Raw genomic sequence first — 22,593 nt, 5'->3', positions numbered from 1 at the left:
AAAGCATGATCGGCATGGTGCTGGCGGCGGGCGCGGGCCGGAGGCTGCGGCCGTACACCGACACCCTCCCCAAGGCCCTCGTCCCCGTGACCGAGACCGATGACGGCGCGACGACCGTCCTCGACATCGCGCTCGGCAACTTCGCCGAGGTCGGGCTGACCGACGTCGTCATCGTCGTCGGCTACCGCGCGGAGGCGGTCGAGACGCGCAAGGCCTGGCTAGAGGAGCGGTACGGCGTGTCCATCACGCTGGTCCACAACGACAAGGCCGAGGAGTGGAACAACGCCTACTCCATGTGGCTGGCTCGGGATCACTTCTCCAAGGGCGTCCTCATGGTGAACGGGGACACTGTCCATCCGGTGAGCGTCGAAAAGACACTATTGGCGAACCGCGGACCGGACATCCTCCTCGCCGTGGACGATGTGAAAACTCTCGCTGACGAGGAGATGAAGGTCGTCCTCGACGGCGCGGGCGACCTGCGGTCCATCACCAAGCTGATGGACCCGTCCACCGCCGACGGCGAGTACATCGGCGCCACCCTCATCGAGCCTCCCGCCGCCGGCCCGCTCGCCGACGCGCTCAAGGCCACCTGGGAGCGGAACCCCGACCTGTACTACGAGGACGGCTACCAGGAGCACGTGAACCGGGGCGGGCGCATCGGCGTCGCCCCGATCGGCGACGTCGAGTGGGTCGAGGTCGACGACCACGACGACCTGGAGAAGGCCCGCCGGATCGCCAAGGGCTACTGACCGCAAAGCGCGACCGAGCGAGGAGGCCCATGCCCCTGCTGACGCGGATGCTGAACGCGCCGCTGTCCATCGACGTGCGGCGCGGCGCCGTCGCGGGCCTCGGCGAGTTGCTCGCCGACCGGCGGATCGTCACCGAGGGACGCGTCGCGATCGCGGTCGGCCCCGGCCAGGGCGACCAGATCGCCGAGGACGTCCGTCCCTCCCTGTCGGCCTGCGAGGTGTTCCGGGTCGAGGACGGCAGCGTCGACGCCGCCGTCGGCCTCGGGGCCAGGCTGCGCGCCGGGTCGTACGAGGCCGTCGTCGGGATCGGCGGCGGCCGGACGATCGACGCCACCAAGTACGCGGCGACGCTGTCCGGCATCCCGATGGTGTCGGTCGCGACGAACCTGTCCCACGACGGGATCTGCTCACCGGTCGCGTCGCTCGTCCACGACAAGGGCAAGGGCTCGTTCGGCGTGGTGATGCCGCTGGCGATGATCGTCGACCTCGACTACGTGCACGCGGCGCCGCCCCGGCTCGTCCGCGCCGGGATCGGCGACGTGGTGAGCAACTTCTCCGCCGTGGACGACTGGCTGCTCGCCGCCGAAGAATGCGGCGAGCGCGTCGACCGGATGGCGCTCACCGTGGCGCGCACGGCCGCGGAGGCGCTGCTGCACCAGCCGGCCTCGATCGAGTCGGACCGGTTCCTGACCGTCCTCGCGGAGAGCCTCGTCCTGTCGGGGATGGCGATGGCGTTCGCGGGCGACTCCCGTCCGGCGAGCGGCGGCGACCACGAGATCCTGCACGCCATCGACCAGCTCTTCCCCGGCACCGCCAACCACGGCGAGCTGGCCGGGATCGGCGCCGCGTTCTGCTACCACCTGCGCGCCACCCACCTCGGCTCCGGCGAGGACCGGCTGGCCGAGATCCTCGCGTGCCTCGGACGGCACGGCCTGCCGCGGTTCCCCGCCGACGTCGGGCTGTCGGTCGAGCAGTTCGCCGAGGCCGTCGGATACGCCCCGCAGACCCGTCCCGGCCGCTATACGATCTTGGAATATCTCGGTCTCGACACGGGCGCGACCCTCAAGGCGGTGGAAGAGTATGTCCAGGCCCACGGAGGCTGAGATCCCCGGACGAAGCCGCGCCCCCGAACCTCCGGGGGACGAACCCCCGGGCGACGACCGCCGCCCGGATCGCAGGGGCGCATCGGTCGCCGACATCCGCCGGTACGGGCAGCCGCCGGGCCTGAAGGACCGGCGCAACGAGGAGCACTGGGCCGGCCGCCTCTACATGCGCGACCTGTCCCCGTACTTCGCGTGGATCGCGCTGCGCCTCGGGCTCAGCCCCAACCAGCTCACCTACCTGATGATGCTCAGCGGCGTCGTCGCGGGCGTCGTGGTGTCGCTGCCCGCGTCGCCGCTGTGGACGGCCGCCGGCGGCGCCGTCCTCATCCAGGTGTACCTGCTGCTCGACTGCGTGGACGGCGAGGTCGCCCGCTACCTGAGGCGGACGTCGGTGGCGGGTGTGTTCCTCGACCGCATCGGCCACTACCTGTCCGAGGTGTCGCTGCTCATCGGGCTCGGCTTCATGGCGCAGGGCGGCTGGGAGAACGGCGGCTGGGCCGAGCTCGGCCTCGTCGCCGCGCTCGGCGCCGCGCTGATCAAGGCGGAGACCGACAACGTCGTCGTCGCGCGGGCCAAGTCGGGGCTGCCCGCCGATCCGTCCGGGGGCGACCGGGCGCTGCGGCCCCGTTCGACCGGCATCGCGCTCGCCCGGCAGGCGGCGTCCATGCTGCGCTTCCACCGGATCATCGGGGCGGTCGAGCTGTCGCTGCTGATCCTGGCCGCGGCCGTGGTCGACGCCGTCTTCGGCGCCGACGGGCCGGTCGCGGTGCGCGTTCTCATGGGCGCTGTCGCGGCGGTCGCCGTCGTGCAGACGCTGCTGCACCTGGTCAGCATCCTGGCGTCGCGGAGGCTGAAGTGAAACTCTCCGTCGTCGTGCTGACCATGGGGAACCGTCCGGACGAGCTGGCCCGCGCCGTCCGCAGCGCCCTGGAGCAGGAGCACGTGGACGTCGAGGTCGTCCTCGTCGGCAACGGCGTCGATCCCGTCGGCGACCGCGGGGACGCCGCGCCGTTCGACGACGAGCGCGTCAAGGCCCTCGCCCTCCCGAAAAACGTCGGCATCCCCGCGGGGCGCAACCGGGGTGTGGAGGCGTCCAACGGCGACGTGGTCCTCTTCCTGGACGACGACGGCTGGTACCGCTCCTCCCGTCTCGGCACGTATCTGCGCGACCGGTTCTCCGCCGAGCCCGACCTGGGCGTCGTCTCGTTCCGCGTCCGCGACCCGGAGGGCGGGCGCGGCGAACGCCGTCACGTGCCGCGGCTGCGCGCCGGTGACCCGGAACGTTCCTCCGCCGTCACGACGTTCCTCGGCGGCGCCTGCGCCATCCGCCGCACCGCGTTCGACGCCGGCGGCGGCCTCCCCGAGGACTTCTTCTACGCGCACGAGGAGACCGACCTCGCCTGGCAGATCCTCAACGCCGGGTACCGCATCGTCTACGACGCGTCCGCGGTCATGTTCCATCCGGCCGTGCTGCCGACGCGGCACGACATGTTCTACCGCTACAACGCCCGCAACCGCGTCTGGCTGGCGCGCCGCAACCTTCCGTGGCCCCTCGCCCTCATCTACCTCGCCGTGTGGGTCGGCATGACCGTCGTCCGCGAACGCAAGCCGAGCGCTCTCAGACCGTGGTTCAAGGGCTTCTCGGAGGGCTGGCGCAAGGCGGCGGGTCCTCGGCGTCCGATCACGTACCGCACCGCCTGGCGCATGACCCGCACCGGCCGCCCGCCGGTGATCTAGGGGCGGGTGACGGCGGCGAGGATCAGCCGGGTCAGCTCCGCGGTGATGTCGTCGAGCGGGATGTCCTGGTCGCGGGCGGACCAGTGGTGGACGAGGTTGTTGATCGCGCCGATGATGGCGATCATGGTGAGGCGGTAGTCGCGGTCGACGGCCTCGCCGCGCCGGACGGCGTCGCGGGTCATCGCGAGCAGCGCGTCCTCCCACTGGCCGCGCCAGCTCAGCCGGTGCCGCTCGAGCCCGGCGCTCACGCCGATGACCTCGACGAACGCGATCCGCGCCCAGCGGGGGTCGCTGGCGGTGACGGTGACGAACGCGCGGACCGCGCGCTCCACCCGGGTCGCGAGGTCGGCGCCGGCGGCGTCGGCGAACCCGGTGGCGAGCGCCTGCGACGCGCGCTCGTTGATGGTGCGGTGCAGGGCGGTGAGCAGTTCCTCGCGTCCGGAGAACTCCTCGTAGAAGTTGCGGGTGGACACGCTCGCGGTCGCGCAGAGCCGCTCGATGGACGTGGCGGCGTAGCCGCGCGTGCCGAACAGTTCGAGCCCGGCCGCAAGCAGGCGCTCCCGCCGTTCGGCGCGGCGCTCCTCGGCCGAACGGCCGCCGTAACTCCGCCTGGGCGCGGGATTCCGACCGCTCATCGATCTCCGTCCACCCGTGCGATTGGGCCAGCGTCAGCCTAACCCGCGCGGAAGGGCGTTTTTCACGCCCGACCGGACGACCCGACGGGGCCGCTCAGTCTTTGAACAGCGTGTCGCGCCATTCGGGGTCGGCGGTGAGGACGGTCAGCCGCTGCGTCGCGCGGGACACGGCCACGTACAGGACGCGCAGCCCGCGCGGGGACTGCGCGGCCACCGTCTCCGGCGCGACGATCACCGCCGCGTCGAACTCCAGGCCCTTGGCCTCCAGGACGTCCAGGACCTGGACGCGTTCCGGCAGCCCCTCGGCGAGCCGGTTCCGGTCGGCGGCCGTCCAGGTGGCGGCGGGCTCGTCGAACAGGGTCGGCTGGCCGGCGGACTCGTCCAGGGCGAGCGGGACGATCACGCCGATCGTGCCCTCGACCTGGTCGAGCAGTTCCTCCGCCGCCTCTCGCGCGGCGGCGGGCAGGCCGGGTTCCGGGACGACCCGCGCCACCGGCTCGATCCCGGACGTGCGGACCGCGCGGGCCGGGCGGGCCTCCGGCAGCGCGACGGCCAGCACCCGCGCGGACACGGCGGCGATCTCGGTGGAGTTGCGGTAGTTCGTGGTGAGCTCGTACTCGTGGCGCTTGCGGACGGGAGCGGGCGCGGGCCTGCGCGGCGGCCTGCGGCGCCCCCGGGACCTGGACGCGGGCCGCTCCCCGCCGAGCGCGATCTCCATGGCCTGGCGGGCGGCGTCCAGCTCTTCCCAGGCGCTCTGGGCCGGATCCTCGACGATGGTCCAGCTGGCCTGGCGGCCGCGGCGGCCGAGCATCCGCCACTGCATGGGGGAGAGGTCCTGCGCCTCGTCCACGACGATGTGCGCGTACTCGGGGCGCTCCTCGACGACGCCGTCGTCGACGCGCCGCGACCGCTCCAGCCGCTCGATGGACGTGGTCAGCTCCTGCATCTCCGGCTCCCACGCGTCGTCCACGACGTCCTCGCCGGTCAGGATGTTGACGCCGTCGACGACGAACGGGTCGTCGTCGGCGGGCGCGGGCCTGCGGCGGGACGGGCGCGGCGGCGAGCCGAGCAGCGCGTCGAGCTCGTCGAGCAGCGCGACGTCCTGGTAGCTGAGCGGCGCGTTCTCGCCGTTCCAGGACGCGGCGAGGGCGTCCAGGTCGGCGCGGTCGAGCTCGCGTCCGGCGGCCCGGCGCAGCCGGGACGGGTCGCCGAGCGAGCGCAGCACGTCCAGCGGGCGGCGGATCGGCCACCACGCGACGAGGAAGTCGGTGAACGCGCGCTGCTCCCGGACGCGCGCCTCGAACTGGGTGCGCTTCGGGTCGCCCGGCTTGGCGGAGTCGCCGTTCTCGCGTCCGGGCGCGGGCTCCTCGTCGAGCGAGGCGAGGCCGTCCGCCGCCAGGATGGCGTTCCACAGGCCCGCTTCCGCGCCCTCCGCCGACTCGGCCGCTTCGGGGCCGCCGACGTCGGTGAAACGGTCCCAGAGGGCGTCCAGGAGCAGCTCTACGGCGCGGCCCCGGGCGGCGTTGACGGTGCCGCGGCTGCGGCGGTGGACCTCGTGCCTGATCCGGTCGAGCCGGGGCCGGTCGAGCGCCACGACGACGCCCTTGAACACCACGCGCAGCTCGTCCGGGGCGCCGGGCGCGTGGTCGGTCACGGCGCGGCGCAGCACGGACGCCATCTCGTCGGCGCCCTTGAGCCGGGCGAGGCGCGGCGGGTCGTGGACGGTCGCGGTCACGCCGTCCACCAGGTCGCCGAGCGAGCGCAGCGTCGCCGAGCCCTCGCCGAGCGACGGCAGCACCCGCTCGATGTACGCGGTGAACCGGCGGTTCGGCCCGATGACCAGCACGCCCCGCGAGCCGAACCGGCGGCGGTGCCGGAACAGCAGATACGCGACGCGGTGCAGCGCGACCGCCGTCTTGCCGGTGCCAGGCGCGCCGCGGACCAGGACCGTCCCGTCGGCGGGCGCGCGGATCACCTCGTCCTGCTCGCGCTGGATCGTCGCGACGATGTCGCGCATCGCGCCCTCGCGGGTGCGGGCGAGCGAGGCGAGGAACGCGCCGTCGCCGACGACGGTCATGCCGTCCGCGGCGTCCGGGTCGAGCAGGTCGTCCTCCAGGTCGACGACCGTGTGCCCGCGCGAGTGCAGGACGCGCCGCCGGACGACGCCGCGCGGGTCCTCGGGGGTGGCGCGGTAGAAGTCCTCGGCGGCGGGGGCCCGCCAGTCGATCACCAGGGAGTCGTGCTCGCTGGTCCGGACGCCGACGCGTCCGACGTACCGGACCTCTCCCGAGCCCTCCTCGCCGGTGGCCTGCTCGCCGTTGGCGAGGTCGAGCCGTCCGAACACCAGGCCGTCGTCGGCGACGTCCAGCGCCTGCGCGCGCAGCGCCGCCTGGTGGACCATCGCGTCCCGGTCGACGAGCGACCCCTTGGTGCCCGCGAGCGACTGCCGGTAGCCCTCGCGGATCATCGCCTGGGCGTCCGCGCGCATCTCCTCCAGCCGCGCGTAGGCCAGATCGACATAACGCTGCTCGGCGGCGATCTCCCGATCCTTCACCGTGCCGCCGGAACCGGTCGACAACCCGGTGCCTGGTGACGACATGCACGCAGCTCCTCGCACGTAGGCCACGCCGGGACGTCCCCGGCGCCCCGAAGGGGCGAAAGAGACAGCCTATTCGGTCTTCGTCGCGGTCCGATCGCGATGATCGAAGTGCCGGACGGCGCCCAGGCCTCAGGCGCGACGGCGACCAGGCCCTACGCGCCGGACGGCGACCGGGTCCTCTCGGCGGCCGTCCGGATGCGCGCGAGAGTGGCGCGCATGCTCGCGCGGTTCACGGCGGCGCGGTCCTCGGCGGGGACGCCGGTGAAGACCTTGCCGATCAGCGAGACGGCGGCGGCGCTCCGGTTGTCGCGCCGCAGGTCCTCCCAGTACTCGGTGAGCCGCGTCCGGGGGGCGGACGGGTCGTCCGCGATGTCCTCGATGCGGTAGCCCCACAGCGCGACCGGCATCCCGAAGGTCGATACGCGGAACGCGAACGCCTCGCCCGGCACCGCGACCGTCACCTGGCAGGTGGTGAACCACACGCGCCAGCCGATCCGGTTGAAGCCGACGAACCTCGTGCCGGGCGCGATCCGCCGGCCGCGGATCCAGGTGGCGAACAGCTCGGGGCTCCACTGGCGCATCCGGCGCGGATCGGCGACGGCCGCGTACACGGTCCGGGAGTCCGCTTCGATGCTCAGGCTCTCCTCGACGACCCATTCCCGTTCCATGGCGGGGATTCTCCCACTTGATGACCGTCCGGTCACATCAGGTGCGCGAAGTGCCGGCGCCAGGACGCGTACCAGTCCTTGAACCAGGGCTCGGACTCGGCGAGCGGGACGATGTACGTGAGCGTCTCGGCGTAGTAGCGGCGCTGGAAGTCGGGCGGCATCCGGTCGAGCGTCTGGACGTTGCTGGCCCGGTCGGCGAGCTTCACCAGCACCGCCTCCCGCGGCGCCTCGCCGAGACGGCGCAGGTAGGCGGCCTTCGCGGAGCGCTTCGCCTGACGGCCTGAACCGGCGGACGGCGGCTTGGTGACCCAGTCGACCAGCTCCGTCACCACCGGCCCGAACTCGGCCTCCACGTCCGCGAGGGTGGCGGAAGTGTCCTCGACCACGTCGTGCAGCAGCGCGGCCGACAGGATGTCGAGATCGGTCACGCCGGGCCCACCGACCAGCACCTCCAGAGCCTCCAGCAGGTGCTCGACGTACGGGGCGCCGGTCGGGCGGAGCTGGTCGCCGTGCCAGCGTCGCGCGGCGTCGGCGGCGCGGGCGAGACCGTCCACGTCGATCTCGCCGCCGGAGAGGGCGTCCCGGGCCTCGTCCCAGGTTCGCCAGCGGGTGAAGACCTCCACGTTCCGCTCCGTTCAGTCGCGCCGACGCCCGCCACAGGGCATGGTGGGTTGTCGTATCTCAGGCACAGGTCTTGCAGGCACAGTACGCGGAAGGAGGCGGCGCGGTCGTGGTCGCGAGCCGGCAGCGGCCCGGTGGACGGCCGGAGTCCGTGGGCGGTGTCCGCGTCGCTCTCGGCCTGGTCTCCGGCGCGGTGGCCATCGCCCTGTGCGCCGTCCTCGTCGACCGGTACGTGCTGGGCGCGGAATGGTGGCAGGTCCGGCACACCGTGACCGCCGAGCCGGTCACGCCGCAGAGCGAGACGGGGCCGCCGCCCGGCCCGCTCACCGTGAGCTGGGAGCGGACGACGCAGACGCACCACGGATCCGTCGCCGGGCACGACGGCGTCGCCTACGCGGTCGCGCAGGGCCAGGTCGTGACGGCGTCCGGGCGCGGGCTCGAAGTCCTCGACGCGCGGACCGGCGAGGCCCGCTGGAGCTACCGCCGCTCCGGATGGACGCTGCTTGGCTGGGCGTCCACGCGGGCCAGGCTGGTCGCCCACTTCCAGCGGGACGGCGACCGCACCGCCCGGCTCCTCGTCGCGTTCGACGCGCTGTCGGGCGGGCTGCTGTGGCGGCGGGAGGGCGAGCGTCCGGCCGCGGTGTCGCGGACGACGCTGCGCTGGCCCGCCGGGTCCGACGTGCTGCTCACCACGGACGAGCACCGCCGGACGCTGTTCGGCGTCTCGGCCGTGTCGGGCAACCGGGTGTGGCGGCTGCCGCTGCCGCGCGGCTGCCGGCTGTTCGAGGGCGGCGCGCGTCCGTCGGACGGCCGGGAGACGCTCGCGGCGCTGGCCCTCGACTGCGCGGGCGGCGACCGCCACAGCCGGCTCCTCGCGGTCGAGCCGGGGAACGGGACCGTCCGCTGGAACCGGCGGCTCGGGTCACGCGAGTCGCCCGAGGTGTCGATGCTGGACGGCGTGACGCTCGCGTCCGACGGGACGGCGCTGCGGGCGTTCGGCGACGGCGGCGAGCAGTTCGGCGTGTGGAAGGGCGGCGACGTGTGCGGCGACGCCATGTGCCCTGGCGTCCTGAGATCGGGCCGCCTCATGATCGTCTATCACCCGGAGGGGGAGAGGCGCGGGGTGACGCGCATGCAGGCGCGGCGGGTCTCGTCCGGGAAGGTCGAGTGGGAGCGGGATGTGCCCGCGTACGCGGCGCTCGCGCAGGCGGGCGGGCGCGTGTTCGCGCTGCGGTCCCGGCTGTCGGAGCGGCTGCTGCCCGCGGGCGTCGACATCGTCGAGCCCGGCGACGGGCGCACCACGACCGCGCCCGCGCCGTTCTCGCTGAACACCGACCTGCCGGGCGCGCGTCCTTGGCTGGCGGCGGCGGGCGGGCTGCTGTACGCGGCCGTCCCGGAGGCCGCGCCGCGTCCGGACGGCGCCGCGCGGCTGGTCGCGCTCCGCGGCGGGTCCACCGGCGCCGGACCGGCGGAGCTTGGCGGCGTCCCCGCGGCCGACTGGCCGGACGCCTGCTCCCTGCTGGAGAAGGCCGACCTGGCCGCGGCACACATGTCGGGCCACGCCGCCGAGCCCGTTCGCGGGAACGCCGGGACGGTGCGGCTCCCGCGCCCGGTGTCCTGCACGTACGAGCCGCCCGAGGACGAGGCCGAGCCGAAGGATCCGGAGGACAAGCGGAGGAACCCGCCCGATCCCGGCACGGCGTCACCCCGGCCGACCGGATCGCCGGGTTCCGCCGTGCCGGCGTCCCCGTCGCCGAGCGCGTCCAGGACGTCCGGGACGCCGCGCGCGTCCGGCACGCCCGGCCTGGTGGACGGCGGGTCCGACACGGCCGTGGGCAGCATCAGCGTCAGCGTCCGGTGGGTCGCCGAGACCGACCAGGCCGCCTCGCGGATGCTGGACGCGCTGCAGGCCACGCAGGCCCAGGCCAGGCGGCGGCGCGACATCCGCGCCGACGAGGCGTACGAGATCGGCCCGACCGCCGGAATGATCGCGTTGCGCGTCTCCCGGTACGTCGTGGTGGTGGAGGCCGACCGTCCGGCGGGGGCGGCGGCGCGGCTCGCCCGGTCCGTCGCGTACCGGCTGAACCACCCGTCCTGAGGCGGGACCGTCGTCCGGCGGCGTTGCGGGATCAGTATTCGGGGACGGGCTCGGGCCCGGGTTCCGGCTCCTGCTCGGGTTCCGGCTCGGGCTCGGGGAGCGGGGCGGGCGAGCGGCCCGCCCACGCCTCCAGCTGGGCGACGAAGCGTTCGGCGTGGACCGGCCAGTGGTACCGCGCGCGGGCGGCCAGGTAGCCGCGTTCGCCGAGGCCGGTGCGCAGGTCCGGGTCGTCGCGGAGCCGCAGCACGGCCTTCGCCGCGGCCTCCGGGTCGCCGAACGGGACGACGAGCCCGCAGTCGGCGGGCTCCACGATGTCCACGGCCGGCGGGTTCGGCGTGGTGATCACCGGGACGCCGCGGGCCATGTACTCCACGACCTTGGTCGGCATCGAGTGCCGGTAGTTCGGCTCGTCGTGCAGCAGCGCCAGCCCGGCCATCGCGCCCTCGGCGATGCGCAGCGCCCGGTCGTTCGGGACGAACCCGTACCAGCGCAGGATCCCCTCGCGCTGCGCGGCCCGCAGCGGGTCGCGGACGTCGGCGTCCGCCGCGCCGATCAGCTCGACCAGCACGCCCTCGGCGGCCAGCGGACGCGCCATCTCGATCATGTCGAGCGCGCCGCGCGCCCGGGAGAGCTGCCCGACGTAGACGGCGCGGCGGCCGTCCGGCGCCGGGGGCTGCCGGTCGGAGACGTAGGTGGTGTTGGGGACGACGGGATGCTCCTCGCGGAACCGATCCCGGTAGCCGTCCTCGGCGAGCAGCAGGCGGTGCCGCCGCTCGCTGCGCCGCTCCAGGTGCCGGACGGCGGGCCGCAGCACGGGACGCGCCGGGCCCGGCACCCATCCCTTGGCGCTGAGCGCGGCGGCGGTGTCCTCGTGGACGTCCCACACCACGGTGCGGCGGCGCACGTCGCGGGGGAGCGACACGAGCAGTTCGGGGTCGTGCAGCAGGATCACGTCGGCGTACGCGGCGTGCTCGGTGAGGGCCCGGTGGGCGGCGCGCAGGGCGCGGATGCGGCGCCGTCCGGTGGCGCGCGGGACGTCGACCGGGCTGATCTCCCGCCACGGGGTCGCATTGCATGCCCGGAATGGAGCGATATATGTGACTTCATGGCCGGCGTCGAGGAGCGCGCGTATCTGCCGGTGCAGAATGCGCGCGTCCTCGGGATGGTGCACGACCGTGCAAACACAGACCCGCATTATCACTCACTCCGCTGGCGCGCCGAAATCATGGCCTATGGGGCCGAGTCTTGGGCGTCGATGGAAATTGCCGATGAATTCCCGCTGTCCATGGCGTGGACGATGCCGGGCTAGTCCTTCCCACGTGCTAAGGGCCCCGTTCCACGGGCCGGGGTCATGCGCGCCGGGGCCGAGGCCATGCGCGCCGGGCCGCGCGCTCAGAGCAGTTCCACGGTCTCCGCCGGGGCGTTCCGCGTCCGGCCGCGCGTGTCGAACAGCAGGCGCGCGTGCCGCGTCAGCGTCGCCGCGTCGTAGGCGGCGTGGTCGGCCAGGACGATCGCCAGATCGGCCGCCTCCAGCGCCGCGCGCAGGTCGTCCCCGGCGGACGGGATCGCCGTCCCGTCGACGTCCCAGGCCTCGACGTACGGGTCGTGGAACGACAGGTCGGCGCCGAGCCGGGCCAGCCGCCGCGCCACCGGACGCGCAGGCGACTCGCGCTGGTCGGCGATGTCGGCCTTGTAGGTCACGCCGAGGAGCAGCACCTTGGAGCCGTTCAGCGCGCGTCCCTCCCGGTTGAGCAGCAGCTGCGCGCGTTCCGCGACGTACCGCGGCATCCGGTCGTTGATCTCCTGGGCCAGCTCCACGAACCGGAACGGGTAGCCCAGCGAGCGGACCTTGTACGACAGGTAGTTCGGGTCGATCGGGATGCAGTGCCCGCCGACGCCCGGGCCCGGCCGGAACGCCTGGAACCCGAACGGCTTCGTGGCGGCGCAGTCGATCGCGTCCCACAGGTCGATGCCGAGCTCGTTGCAGAACACCGCCATCTCGTTGACCAGCGCGATGTTCACGTGCCGGTAGGTGTTCTCCAGCAGCTTGGCCATCTCCGCCTCGCGGGTGCCCTTGGCCTGCACGACCTGCTCGACGAACTTGCCGTAGAACGCCGACGCCGCCGACGCGCACGCCGGGCTCATCCCGCCGACGATCTTCGGCGTGTTGCGGACCCCGTACACCGGGTTGCCCGGGTCGATCCGCTCCGGCGAGAACGCCAGATGGAACTCCTCGCCCGCGACCAGCCCGGACGTCTCCAGGATCGGCCGGACGACCTCCTCCGTCGTGCCCGGGTAGGTGGTCGACTCCAGCACCACCAGCGTCCCCGGCTCCAGGTGCCGGGCGACCGTCTCCGCCGCGCCGCGCACCGCGGTGAGGTCGGGGCCGCCCTCGGGCGACAGCGGGGTCGGCACGCAGATGACCACGGTGCGGGCGCCGTCCAGGACGTCCTCCTGGAGGCTCGGGACGAACCCGGCCTCCAGCATCGCCTCCACCTCGGCCGGCGATACGTCGTCGATGTGCGACAGCCCGGCCTTGAGCCCGGCGACCACGCGCGCGTCGCGGTCGAGACCGGCGACCCGCAGGCCGGCCCGGCAGGCCTCCCGCACGAGCGGCAGTCCCACGTAGCCGAGTCCGATGACCACCAGATCCACGCCGGTGGCTCCCTTCCAGCATCTATGTGATGGCGCACGCCCACCTAGCCGGCGGCGTGCGCCTCAGGTGACGGCGTATGCGGCCCGGTATCCGTCCGCGACGGCTCGCCAGGTGCGTTCCGCACGGACCCATTCCCGGCCCGAACGCCCAATTTTTTGCCTTCTTTCGGGACTGTAAGCCAGGTCTTCCAGGCAATTCGCCCATGCTTCCGGGTCTTCCGGAACTGTTAACTCGCCCGTCACCCCCGATTCCACGATTTCGCGAAGTGCCCTGACATCACTGGCAATGACGGGGATTCCCCCGGCCATCGCCTCGATCGGCTTCAGAGGCGTCACCAGCTGGCAGACACGGTCCGCACGGCGCGGAACCGCGAACACATCGAGGATTGCGTGGTATTGGCGAACGGATTCCATCGGGACCCGGCCGGTGAACACGGCGTGAACGCCCTGCTCCGCCGCGCGCCGTTCGAGCGCCCCGCGTTCGGGCCCGTCGCCGACCAGCAGCAGCGTGACGGGCACCGCCCGGTCGCGGAGCAGCGCGGCCGCGTCGATCAGCGTGTCGATGCCCTCGTAGCCGTAGAACGACGACGTGAGCCCGACGACCGTGTCGCCGTCCCGGACGCCGAGCCGTTCGCGCAGGTCGCCGGGGTCGGGGAGCGGGCGCAGGAACGCCTCGTCCACCCCGTTCGGGACCGTGAAGATCTTCTCCGCGGGGACGCCCCGGGACGCGATCTCCGCCCGCATCGCCTCGCCGAGCGTCACGACCGCGTCCGCCTCGGACATCCGGCGGGTCTCCAGCTCGCGCGTCAGCCGGTAGAAGTCGTCCGTCTCGCTGTGCGACGGGTCGCGCGACAGCCAGGAGTCCTCAAGGAAGCCGCGCACCTCGTATACGACCGGCAGCCCGTGCCGGCGGCCCGCCTCCAGCGCGACGGCCGCGTTCAGATGGTTGCTCACCGCGTGCAGGACGGCGGGCCGCAGCTCCTTGACGAGACGTCCGGCCAGGTCGGCGCCCTTCTCGACGGCCCGCAGCGGGTCGGCGGACGGCAGCCACGGCAGCAGCCGGTGGTACGGGACGCCGTCGACGTCCACCCGCGTCCGCGCGTCGCCGATGCCCTGGCTGAGCGGGTACCCGAGCCGCGTCACGACGTGCGTGTCGAACCCCATCTCCCGCTGGGCGAGCGCGAGCCGGTGCGTCCGGACGGTGTAGCCCGCGTTCGTGCACGGCAGCGCGTTCGTCACGAACTTCAGAACGCCCTTACCCTTACCCTTCTCGATCTCGGGCGGACGGTCCGCGCGCGGACGGGAGGACGGCTCGTGGGCGAGCAGGCGGCGCAGGTCGGACGTCTCGCGCCGCACGTCCCGCGGTTTCGGGACGATGATCGGGGAACGCCGCAGCCGGGCGCCGGCGGGCGTCCTGGCGAGCAGCCGGACGGCGAGCCTGGCCGCGCGGCCGGGATCGTCGCGGAGCTGCCGCCAGGCGAGTCCGAGCAGGTAGACGGGCTTTTTCAGGGGCACGGCGGGCGAGCGTAGGCAACCCCGATGAACAGAAGGGAAATTGTGTTGGGACCCATCGTGCACGTCCTCGGGGCGCGGCCGAACTTCGTCAAGGCCGCGCCGGTGATCGGCGCGCTGCGGGCCGCCGGGGCCGAGCAGGCGGTGGTCCACACCGGCCAGCACTACGACGCCCGGATGTCGGAGATCTTCTTCGACGAGCTGGGCCTGCCCGAGCCCGACGTCAACCTCGGCGTCGGCTCCGGCGGGCACGCCGCGCAGACCGCCGCGCTCATGATCGGGCTGGAGAAGGAGTTCACGAGCCGTTCACCCGCGCTCGTCATCGTGTACGGCGACGTGAACTCGACGATCGCCGCCGCACTGGTCGCGGCCAAGCTGCACATCCCGGTCGCGCATGTGGAGGCCGGGCTGCGCAGTTTCGACATGTCCATGCCGGAGGAGGTCAACCGCCGCCTCACCGACCAGCTGTCCGCGCTGTGCCTGGTCACGAGCCCGGAGGCGGTCGGGCACCTGGCGAACGAGGGCGTCCCGGTGGAGCGGGCGCACCTCGTCGGCAACCCGATGATCGACACGCTGCTGGCGAACCTCGACTCGTTCGACACCGCCGCCGTGCGGGCCGCGCACGGCCTGCCGGAGCGGTACGTCCTCGCGACGATGCACCGGCCCGCGAACGTGGACGACCCCGAGACGGCGGCGGCGCTCGTCCGGCGCCTGCACGGCATCGCCGACCTCGCCGACCTGGTCATCCCCGTCCACCCGCGCGGCCGGGCGAACCTGCTGGCCGCCGGGCTGGACGACCACGACCGCGTGCACGTCCTGGAGCCGCTGGGCTACATCGACTTCATCGCGGCCGTCCGGGGCGCGGCGGCGGTCGTCACCGACTCCGGGGGGCTCCAGGAGGAGACGACGATCCTCGGGGTGCCGTGCCTGACCGTCCGTCCGAACACCGAGCGGCCGATCACCATCACGCACGGCACGAACCGGCTGGTGACGTTCGAGGAGCTGGTCCCCGGAGTGCGCAAGATCCTGGAGGCGGGCGGGCAGGGCGGCGACCGGCGCCCGCCGCTGTGGGACGGCCAGGCAGGCCCCCGAATCGCAGAGGTGATCATGGAGTTCCTGGGTGACTGACGACGACAAGGCGGCCAAGGCGTACGAGCAGCTCGGACGCCTGAAGGCCACGCTCCGGGAACGCGACGCGCGCATCGCCGAGCTGGAGAAGCGGCTCGCCAGGCTGGAGGGCTCGACGGCCGTCCAGTTCGGGAAGCTCGTGGCGGGCGCCGCGCGGAACCCCAAGAGCGGCAGGCGGCTCCCCAAGGACCTGTACCGGCTGTGGCGCAAGCGGCACGCGCCGGTGTCGGCGTCCGGGTCGTCCGCCGGAGGCGGCGGCGTCCAGCCGGAGCGCGTCGAGCGCCCCGAGGACCACCTGCTGGTCGCCGGCCCCTGCGACACGATGATCATCGCCGGGGTGTTCGGGCCCGGCACCGCGGAGCTGCTCGCCGCGCACGCCAAGGTCGTCCCGCTTTACCCGCACGATGCCGCGACCGTCCTGCGGTCCGCCGACGTGGACGCGGTCGTCGTGGACGCCGCCGCCGGCGAACCCGGCGGCCCCTGGGCGTACCTGGGCGTTCCCGGCATGTACGACCGGGACCTCGCGCTGCACGAGCTCCGCCGGATCGCCGCCGCCCGCTCCCTCCCGCGCGTCCTGTACGGCGCGGCGCCGCCCGCCACGCTGGCCGGCCTGACCTGGGACGCCAGGCTCCCGGACGCCGCCACCGCCCCCGGCCGGCTCGCCGAGATCCTGGAGCCCGCTCGTTGAAAGGAACCACTGTGCGACCACGCGCCCTCGTCTACGGCGACGTCGATCTCAACATGATCGACGGCTCGGCGATCTGGGCCCAGGGCATGGTCCAGGCCCTCGCCCGCGCCGGCTGCGAGGTGACCCTGGTCCTCAAGGCCCCCGTCCGGACCGGACGTCTCGTCGACCCGCTGCGCGACCTGCCCGGCGTCACCGTCCGGAGCCCGCACGCCGAGGGCCTGTTCGACGGCTCCGGAAGCATGACCCCGAAGGACGCCGCCCTGACCCTCGGCCGCGTCGACGCCGAGAACCCGCACGACCTGGTGGTCGTGCGGGGCCGCGGCCTCGCCGGGAAGCTCGCCGCGGGCCCGCTCGCCGGACGGCTCTGGACGTACCTCACCGACGTCCCGCAGTCCGCCGCCGAGTTCACCACGCCCGCCAAGGCGGAGCTGCGCCGGATCGCGGACGCGTCCCGCCTCCTGCTCTGCCAGACCGAGGAGCTCCGCGGCTTCCTGGAGAGCGCCGTTCCCGCCGCGGCCGGCAAGAGCGTGCTGTTCCCGCCGGTCGTCGTCCTCCCGGACGGCCTGGAGCCGCGCCCGTCCGGCGCCCCCGACGGCCGCGAGCTCCGCCTCGTCTACACCGGCAAGTTCGCGCCGCGCTGGAACACCTACGAGATGACGTCGCTGCCGCGCCTCCTCGCGATCCGTGGCGTGGACGCCGAGCTCCACATGGTCGGTGACAAGATCCACAACGATCCGGACGACCCCGCGTTCGCGACCCGGATGCGGACCGCGCTGGAGTCCGGCGAGGGCGTCGTCTGGCACGGCGGCCACCCGAGGGCCGAGGCGATGCGGCTGACGGCGGCCTGCGACGTGGGCCTTTCCTGGCGGCACCCGGAAATGGACGCGAGCCTCGAACTGTCCACGAAGGTTCTGGAATGCGGGACGCTGGGCGTCCCGGTCGTGCTGAACCGCACGCCGATGCACGAACGCCTCCTCGGCGCCGACTACCCGCTCTTCGCCGCCACCGAGGACGACGTCCTCGACGCGCTGACCCTCATCGGAAAGAACTCGGACGTCTTCACCCTCGCCGTCGACCGCTGCCGCGCGGCCGCTGCGGAATTCACTTTGGACGCCGCCGCCGGACGCCTCCGCGACTACCTGTCGCAGGCATTTCCGGAGCAATCCGAAAAGGTCCTCTCCGTCAAAGAGCGGCCGCTACGCGTAGGCGTGGCGAGCCACGACCTCAAATTCTTCACCCGCCTGCTCGACTACCTGCGTTCCCGCCCGGACATGGAAATCCGCGTCGACCACTGGTCGGCGCTGAAGGCCCACGACGAGAAACGCAGCCAGGACCTGGTCGACTGGGCGGACGTCATCATCTGCGAATGGTGCGGCCCCAACGCCCTCTGGTACGCCGACCGCAAACGTCCCGGCCAGCGCCTGGTCGTCCGGCTGCACCGCTTCGAGCTCTACGCGGCCTGGCCGAAGAACCTGAACATCGGCGCCGTAGACCAGGTCATCTGCGTCAGCCCCCACTACCGCGACCTCACCCGCGAGCTCACCGGCTGGCCGGCGGACAAGGTCGTCACCGTCCCCAACTGGGTCGACGTCGAGCAGCTCGGCCGCCACAAGCTCCCGGGCGCCGAGCACCACCTCGGCATGATCGGCATCGCGCCGGCCCGCAAGCGCCTCGACCTGGCCCTGGACGTCGTCGAACAGCTCCGCCGCGACGACCCGCGCTTCACCCTCTTCGTCAAATCCAAGCTCCCGTGGGAGTACTGGTGGATCTGGCAGAAAGACGATGAACGCGAGCACTACGAAAAGGTGTTCCGCCGTATCCGCCGCTCAGAACTCCTGACCGGCGGCGTCGTCTTCGACTCGTACGGCCGGGACGTGGCGTCCTGGCTCCGCCGAATCGGCTTCGTCCTCTCGACGAGCGACGACGAAAGCTTCCATCTGGCCCCCGCGGAAGGAATGGCGTCCGGCGCCATTCCGGCCCTGCTCCCCTGGCCGGGCGCCGAAACCATCTACGACGACCACTGGATTCACGAAACGCCCGAAGCGATGGCCGCCTCCATCGCGGCGACCGTTTCGGAAGGCCGCTGGGAAGCCGAAGCCGAACTGGCCCGCACCCAGGTCCAGAACGCCTATTCCTTGACCGAAGTCTGCACGCAGTGGGTGGACGTCCTAGCCCAGAAATAGGCTATTCGCACACCGTTCCGTCCCCGTCCCGATCCTGGTACCACTGATACTCCGGCTCGCCCGCGTGGTACGGCCCGAAACCGGCCCGTTTGGCCGCAGCGCAGGTCGAGAAACGCGGATCCGTCCTCGGCGCGGGCCTCGCCGTCTTCCTCGGCTTCGGCCGTGGCTTCGGCTTGGCCTTCTGCGTCCGGCGCGGGCTGGGCGTCGCGGCGGGCGGCCCGGTCGGCGTCGCCTCGGCGGGACGCACGGTCGTCGTCGCGGTCACGGTCACGGTGGGCGCGACCGGGGACGGCGCGGCCGCGGGCTTCGCGGTCTCCGTCCCGCCGATCCCGACGCCCACGACGCACCCGAACAGCAGACACCCCGTGGAGATCACCACGACGGCGACCAGGGGGATGCGGTGCCGCGGTCGCGCGGACGCGGGCCGCTGCGGCGGCGATGGCGGTGGATACATGGCGCTCCCGTCGTCGGCCGGACTGGCCGTGGCGGAGGGCGTGAGTGAGACGGCCGAGGCGCGCGAGCCGTTCACCGCCGATCACTCGTTGTCGCGATCCGGCCACCGGCGACCGGCACTGGAACCGCGGCGACCCGCACTGGAACCGCGGCGACCGGCACTGGAACCGCGGCGACCGGCACTGGAACCGCGGCGACCGGCACTGGAACCGCGGCGACCGGCACTGGAACCGCGCCCGCCCGCTCCGTACCGTGGCCATCACGAGACGAGGGGAGCCGTCATGGGGGAGCAGTTCGACACGGTCAAGGCCGGTCACAGAAAGATGTGGGCGCTCGGCGACTATCCGGCGCTGGCCGCGGACATCAACCCGGAACTCGGGCGGGTCCTCGTCCAGGCGTCCGGCGCGAAGTCCGGCGACCGGGTCCTGGACATCGCCGCCGGCTCGGGCAATGCCGCCATCACCGCCGCACTCGCCGGCGCGGACGTCGTGGCGAGCGACCTGACACCCGAACTCCTGGACGCCGGACGCGAAGAGGCCGCACGCCGGAACGCGCACCTGGAATGGCGTGAAGCCGACGCCGAGGCGCTCCCGTTCGGCGACGGCGAATTCGACATCGTCATGTCCTGCGTGGGAATCATGTTCGCCCCCCACCACCAGGCCGCCGCCGACGAGATGGTGCGCGTCTGCCGTCCCGGCGGCACGATCGCCCTGCTCAGCTGGACGCCGGAGGGCTTCATCGGCCAGATGTTCGCCACCATGCGCCCCTACGCCCCGCCGCCTCCTCCGGCCGCGCGGCCCGCACCGCTTTGGGGCAGCCCTGACCACGTCCGGGAACTGCTGGGCGAAAGGGTCACCGGCATCACCAGCGAACGGCGCACCCTACAGGTCGGCCTTTTCAATGAACCCGAAGATTTCCGCGACTACTTCAAGACCTACTACGGCCCCACCATTACCGTCTACCGCCACATAGCCGACGACCCAGAAAAGGTCGCCGCCCTGGACCAGGCCCTGACGAACCTGGCCCGCGACCATGCCCAGGGCACTTCACCCCTGACCCTGAACTGGGAATACCTCCTGACGACAGCCCACCGCCGCCCCGAATGAGACGGGGTCAGCCGGAGCTGGTGGTGGCTGGGGTCGTGGGGTGGGCGTGGCGTGCCGGGAGCTGGGTGCGGTATTCGGCGATCTTGGTGTTGAGCTTGGTGAGGTTGCGGCTGTAGTCGCGGGCGGCCAGCCAGAACTTGTAGATGACGATCAGTTCGAAGGTCAGGAGGCCGGCGGCGCTGACGGCGACGACCGGGATGATGGCGCCGGAGACGATCGCGGCGGCGATGGGGGCGACGATGAAGACGCCCATCTGGAACTCGATGCCGCTGAACAGGTGCGGGCGGATGCGGCCGGCCATGAGGACGTTGCGGACGCGGATGTACCAGGGAAAGCGCTGGTAGAAGCCGCTCTGGAGGGCCGCGTTGGCGGGGTCGTCGCCGACGACGCGGTCCTCCATGTCGGCTTCGGGGTCGTCGGCGAAGGCGCCTTCGGCGGAGCGGAGGTCCTCGTCGACGTGGCCGTCGGCTCGCTGGGCCGCGACCTCCAGGGTGTGGGCCTCCGCGCGGGCCGCGGTGAGGGTGTCGCGCATCTGGGCGCGGACCTTGTAGATCTCCAGGGCGTCCATGTAGCGGAGCATGTCGAGGAACACGACGGCGAGCGCGGTCCAGATGTAGGCGGCCTCGCCGGTGGCCTGGTACTGGCCGGCCATCAGGGCGATCGCGCAGACGAGGACGCGGACGCGGTCGAAGATGTAGTCGAGCCAGGCGCCGAACACCGAGCCGGTGCCCTTCAGGCGGGCGATCTTGCCGTCCATGCAGTCGAGGGTGAACGACAGGTGGTACAGCAGGGCGCCGGCGAGGAGCCACGGCCAGGAGGCCACGGCGAAGCAGGCGCCGGCGGCGAGGCCGAGGACGAGGGCGCCCACGGTGAGCTGGTTCGGCGTCACGCGCGTCCGGTTGGCGGTCAGCTTGACCAGCCTGGACGCGAGCGGGTCGACCAGGAGTACCGTCCACCAGGCGTCACGCGCCTTGTACGTCCGTTGCCGAACGTCGTCGAGCGTGAAGTTCGCCATGGAGTGCCCTTTCGTCGTCGGAAGCCGTCCGATGTTATCGGCTGTCCGGTTGTGGACTCCGGCATTGTCTCCGACTCGTGATTGTGCGCACGGATAGTGATCATCACGGTGGGTAGCCCTTGGTGATGCGTGTCCGATCCTTGGTGGTTCACCTGCCGTTCGCCTGCGTGCTGGCGGCGGCGATCGCGGTGCGGGTCGTCGCGGTGCTGGGGTATCCGTCGCCGATGTGGTTCGGCGACTCGCCGGGGTACCTGACGGCGGCGGTCGAACTGCGGCCCAGCGAGACGCGTCCGTCCGGGTACTCGCTGCTGCTCTGGGCGATCAAGCCGTTCCACAGTTTCACGCTGATGGTGTCGGTGCAGCACGCCGTCGGGGTGCTCACGGGTGTGCTGGTCTATGTGCTGGTGTGGCGTGCCGGGCGGGCGGCCTGGCCGGACGGCGATGAAGCGTGGCGTGTCTGGGCGGTGGGGTCGGCCGGGGCGCTGCTGGCGGTTCCGGTGCTTCTGCCGGTGCATCAGGTCGCGCTTGAGCACATGCTGATGTCGGACTCGCTGTTCACGTTCCTGCTGCTCGCGGCGGTGGCGGCGGTGCTGTGGCGGAGGCGGGCGACGTGGTGGCTCGGCGCGCTGGCGGGCCTGTTCGCGGGGTTCGCGGCGGTGACGAGGGCGGCGGGGCTGCCGCTGGTCGCGGTGATCCTCGTCGCGATGGTGCTGCGGCGGGCGGGGTGGCGTGCCTGCGGCGCGGTCGCGGTGGCGTTCGCGGTCCCGGTCGCCGGGTACATGCTCTGGTTCCATTCGGCGTACGGGGAGTACAAGCTGGCCAAGGCCGAGCAGGTCTGGCTTTACGCGCGCACGGCGACGTTCGCCGACTGCCGGGTCATCGAGCCGCGTCCCGGGCTGGAGATCATGTGCCCGAAGCGCACGAACCCGCGGGTCTCGCGGCCGTTCGCCGCCATGTGGACGGGCGACTCCGCGTTCCGCGACATTCCCGGCTGGATCTACGGGGAGCGGGGCAACGCGCTGGCGCGCGAGTTCGCGTGGGAGGCCATCAAGGCGCAGCCGGCCGACTACGCGAAGGTGGTCGTGCACGACACGCTCCGGGCGTTCGAGTGGGAGCGCAAGCCGTATCCGACGCCGTGGACGTGGCGGCAGTACGAGTTCCCCGAGGGCGAGGCCTGGGCGGACGAGCAGGCGCAGATCGCCGGGCTGTACGACCCGGGAGGCGGCGGCCGGACGAGGGTCGTCGACCCCTGGGCCGAGCAGATCCTGAAATACCAGGACAACGCGGTGCTGCCGGGCAGTGTGCTGGGTGTTCTGCTGCTGGGCGGGCTCGGCGGGGCGCTGGTGCACGTCCGGTCCAGGGGACGGTGGCGGCCGCGGCGGGCCGTCCGGCACTGGGGGACGGGCGCCCTGCTGCCGTGGGGGACGGGCCTCGCGCTGCTCGTGATCCCGGCGGCGACGGCCGACTTCGACTACCGGTACGTGCTGCCCGCCGTCCCGTTCGCCTGCGTCGCGCTCGCGCTGGCGGTGCTTCCGGCGCCGCGGCCCGCGCCCGTCCAGGACGACCTGGAAGAGGACAGCCGGGAGAAGGTCGACGCGGAGCCCGGCTGACGCCCGGCACCCCTCAGGCAGACGTCCCGAACA

At 72.7% G+C, this 22,593-nt stretch carries 19 protein-coding genes; 10 read left to right on the top strand and 9 right to left on the bottom strand.

Translation table 11 applies throughout. The features are described 5' to 3' along the window. The first annotated feature begins 5 nt into the window (after positions 1–5). The 4 genes from ACH34T_RS37425 to ACH34T_RS37410 are packed head-to-tail and all read left to right on the top strand — an operon-like array spanning position 6 to position 3,589. The gene (locus ACH34T_RS37425; RefSeq protein WP_396025724.1) at positions 6–749 is read left to right on the top strand and encodes a sugar phosphate nucleotidyltransferase; all 744 of its coding nucleotides are present in this window, start codon (positions 6–8) and stop codon (positions 747–749) included. Positions 750–778: 29 nt separating this feature from the next. Beyond that, the gene (locus tag ACH34T_RS37420) at positions 779–1,852 is read left to right on the top strand and encodes an iron-containing alcohol dehydrogenase family protein (RefSeq protein ID WP_396025723.1); all 1,074 of its coding nucleotides are present in this window, start codon (positions 779–781) and stop codon (positions 1,850–1,852) included. Further along, the gene (locus ACH34T_RS37415) at positions 1,830–2,711 is read left to right on the top strand and encodes a CDP-alcohol phosphatidyltransferase family protein (RefSeq protein WP_396025722.1); all 882 of its coding nucleotides are present in this window, start codon (positions 1,830–1,832) and stop codon (positions 2,709–2,711) included. The genes ACH34T_RS37420 and ACH34T_RS37415 overlap by 23 nt, the downstream gene beginning before the upstream one ends. Before the next feature lie 23 nt (positions 2,712–2,734). Next, positions 2,735–3,589 carry a glycosyltransferase family 2 protein gene (locus ACH34T_RS37410; RefSeq protein ID WP_396025749.1) on the top strand — a complete coding sequence of 285 codons (855 nt, stop codon included), beginning with the start codon at positions 2,735–2,737 and terminating at the stop codon, positions 3,587–3,589. On the opposite strand, the gene ACH34T_RS37405 is transcribed toward ACH34T_RS37410, so the two are convergent. The 4 genes from ACH34T_RS37405 to ACH34T_RS37390 all read right to left on the bottom strand — a co-directional run bounded on the left by ACH34T_RS37405 (position 3,586) and on the right by ACH34T_RS37390 (position 8,114). Beyond that, complete coding sequence (locus tag ACH34T_RS37405; RefSeq protein WP_396025721.1) at positions 3,586–4,224, bottom strand: TetR/AcrR family transcriptional regulator; 639 nt, start codon at positions 4,222–4,224, stop codon at positions 3,586–3,588. The two genes, ACH34T_RS37410 and ACH34T_RS37405, sit on opposite strands and share 4 nt — an antisense overlap. A gap of 94 nt (positions 4,225–4,318) precedes the next feature. Further along, a complete protein-coding gene (locus ACH34T_RS37400; RefSeq protein ID WP_396025720.1) occupies positions 4,319–6,823 on the bottom strand; it encodes a HelD family protein in 2,505 nt (834 codons plus the stop codon). Between the two features lie 152 nt (positions 6,824–6,975). After that, positions 6,976–7,491 (bottom strand): SRPBCC family protein, encoded by a 516-nt coding sequence (locus ACH34T_RS37395; RefSeq protein WP_396025719.1) that lies wholly within the window; start codon positions 7,489–7,491, stop codon positions 6,976–6,978. Between the two features lie 32 nt (positions 7,492–7,523). Beyond that, on the bottom strand, positions 7,524–8,114 hold the full coding sequence (locus ACH34T_RS37390) for an HD domain-containing protein (protein ID WP_396025718.1): 591 nt from the start codon (positions 8,112–8,114) through the stop codon (positions 7,524–7,526). Between the two features lie 71 nt (positions 8,115–8,185). On the opposite strand from ACH34T_RS37390, the gene ACH34T_RS37385 reads away from it, so the two are divergent. Then, positions 8,186–10,210 carry a PQQ-binding-like beta-propeller repeat protein gene (locus ACH34T_RS37385; RefSeq protein WP_396025717.1) on the top strand — a complete coding sequence of 675 codons (2,025 nt, stop codon included), beginning with the start codon at positions 8,186–8,188 and terminating at the stop codon, positions 10,208–10,210. A 31-nt stretch (positions 10,211–10,241) separates the two neighbouring features. Here the strand turns inward: ACH34T_RS37385 and ACH34T_RS37380 are convergent, their stop codons facing one another. From ACH34T_RS37380 to ACH34T_RS37370, 3 genes are all read right to left on the bottom strand, one after another. Further along, entirely contained in the window at positions 10,242–11,405 is a 1,164-nt protein-coding gene (locus tag ACH34T_RS37380) for a glycosyltransferase family 4 protein (RefSeq protein ID WP_396025716.1), read from the bottom strand. 197 nt (positions 11,406–11,602) lie between these two features. Continuing rightward, positions 11,603–12,865: a nucleotide sugar dehydrogenase gene (locus tag ACH34T_RS37375; RefSeq protein ID WP_396025715.1), complete on the bottom strand. Its 1,263-nt coding sequence runs from the start codon at positions 12,863–12,865 to the stop codon at positions 11,603–11,605. A 63-nt stretch (positions 12,866–12,928) separates the two neighbouring features. Continuing rightward, the gene (locus ACH34T_RS37370) at positions 12,929–14,380 is read right to left on the bottom strand and encodes a glycosyltransferase family 4 protein (protein ID WP_396025714.1); all 1,452 of its coding nucleotides are present in this window, start codon (positions 14,378–14,380) and stop codon (positions 12,929–12,931) included. A gap of 24 nt (positions 14,381–14,404) precedes the next feature. Here ACH34T_RS37370 and wecB point away from each other — a divergent pair, with 24 nt between their 5' ends. Genes wecB through ACH34T_RS37355 form a run of 3 tightly spaced genes read left to right on the top strand, consistent with a single transcriptional unit; the run spans position 14,405 to position 18,376 of the window. Beyond that, positions 14,405–15,505: a non-hydrolyzing UDP-N-acetylglucosamine 2-epimerase gene (wecB, locus tag ACH34T_RS37365; RefSeq protein WP_396025713.1), complete on the top strand. Its 1,101-nt coding sequence runs from the start codon at positions 14,405–14,407 to the stop codon at positions 15,503–15,505. Beyond that, positions 15,498–16,193, top strand: a complete 696-nt coding sequence (locus ACH34T_RS37360) for a hypothetical protein (protein ID WP_396025712.1) — start codon at positions 15,498–15,500, stop codon at positions 16,191–16,193. The genes wecB and ACH34T_RS37360 overlap by 8 nt, the downstream gene beginning before the upstream one ends. A 53-nt stretch (positions 16,194–16,246) precedes the next feature. Then, a complete protein-coding gene (locus ACH34T_RS37355; protein ID WP_396025748.1) occupies positions 16,247–18,376 on the top strand; it encodes a glycosyltransferase in 2,130 nt (709 codons plus the stop codon). 1 nt (position 18,377) lies between these two features. Here the strand turns inward: ACH34T_RS37355 and ACH34T_RS37350 are convergent, their stop codons facing one another. Continuing rightward, positions 18,378–18,830, bottom strand: coding sequence for an excalibur calcium-binding domain-containing protein (locus ACH34T_RS37350; RefSeq protein WP_396025711.1), 453 nt, complete (start codon positions 18,828–18,830; stop codon positions 18,378–18,380). A gap of 280 nt (positions 18,831–19,110) precedes the next feature. Between ACH34T_RS37350 and ACH34T_RS37345 the strand changes: the two genes are divergently transcribed. Then, on the top strand, positions 19,111–19,935 hold the full coding sequence (locus ACH34T_RS37345; protein WP_396025710.1) for a class I SAM-dependent methyltransferase: 825 nt from the start codon (positions 19,111–19,113) through the stop codon (positions 19,933–19,935). Positions 19,936–19,942: 7 nt separating this feature from the next. Here the strand turns inward: ACH34T_RS37345 and ACH34T_RS37340 are convergent, their stop codons facing one another. Next, positions 19,943–20,950, bottom strand: coding sequence for a CDP-alcohol phosphatidyltransferase family protein (locus ACH34T_RS37340; protein WP_396025709.1), 1,008 nt, complete (start codon positions 20,948–20,950; stop codon positions 19,943–19,945). Between the two features lie 125 nt (positions 20,951–21,075). Between ACH34T_RS37340 and ACH34T_RS37335 the strand changes: the two genes are divergently transcribed. After that, positions 21,076–22,560, top strand: coding sequence for a hypothetical protein (locus tag ACH34T_RS37335; RefSeq protein ID WP_396025707.1), 1,485 nt, complete (start codon positions 21,076–21,078; stop codon positions 22,558–22,560). Positions 22,561–22,593 lie beyond the last annotated feature (33 nt).

It is taken from the genome of Actinomadura sp. 9N215, from assembly GCF_044326345.1.
Classification (GTDB): Bacteria; Actinomycetota; Actinomycetes; order Streptosporangiales; family Streptosporangiaceae; genus Spirillospora.
Note: the sequence above shows the minus strand (reverse complement) of the source record. Positions and strands in the feature narration are given on the sequence as shown.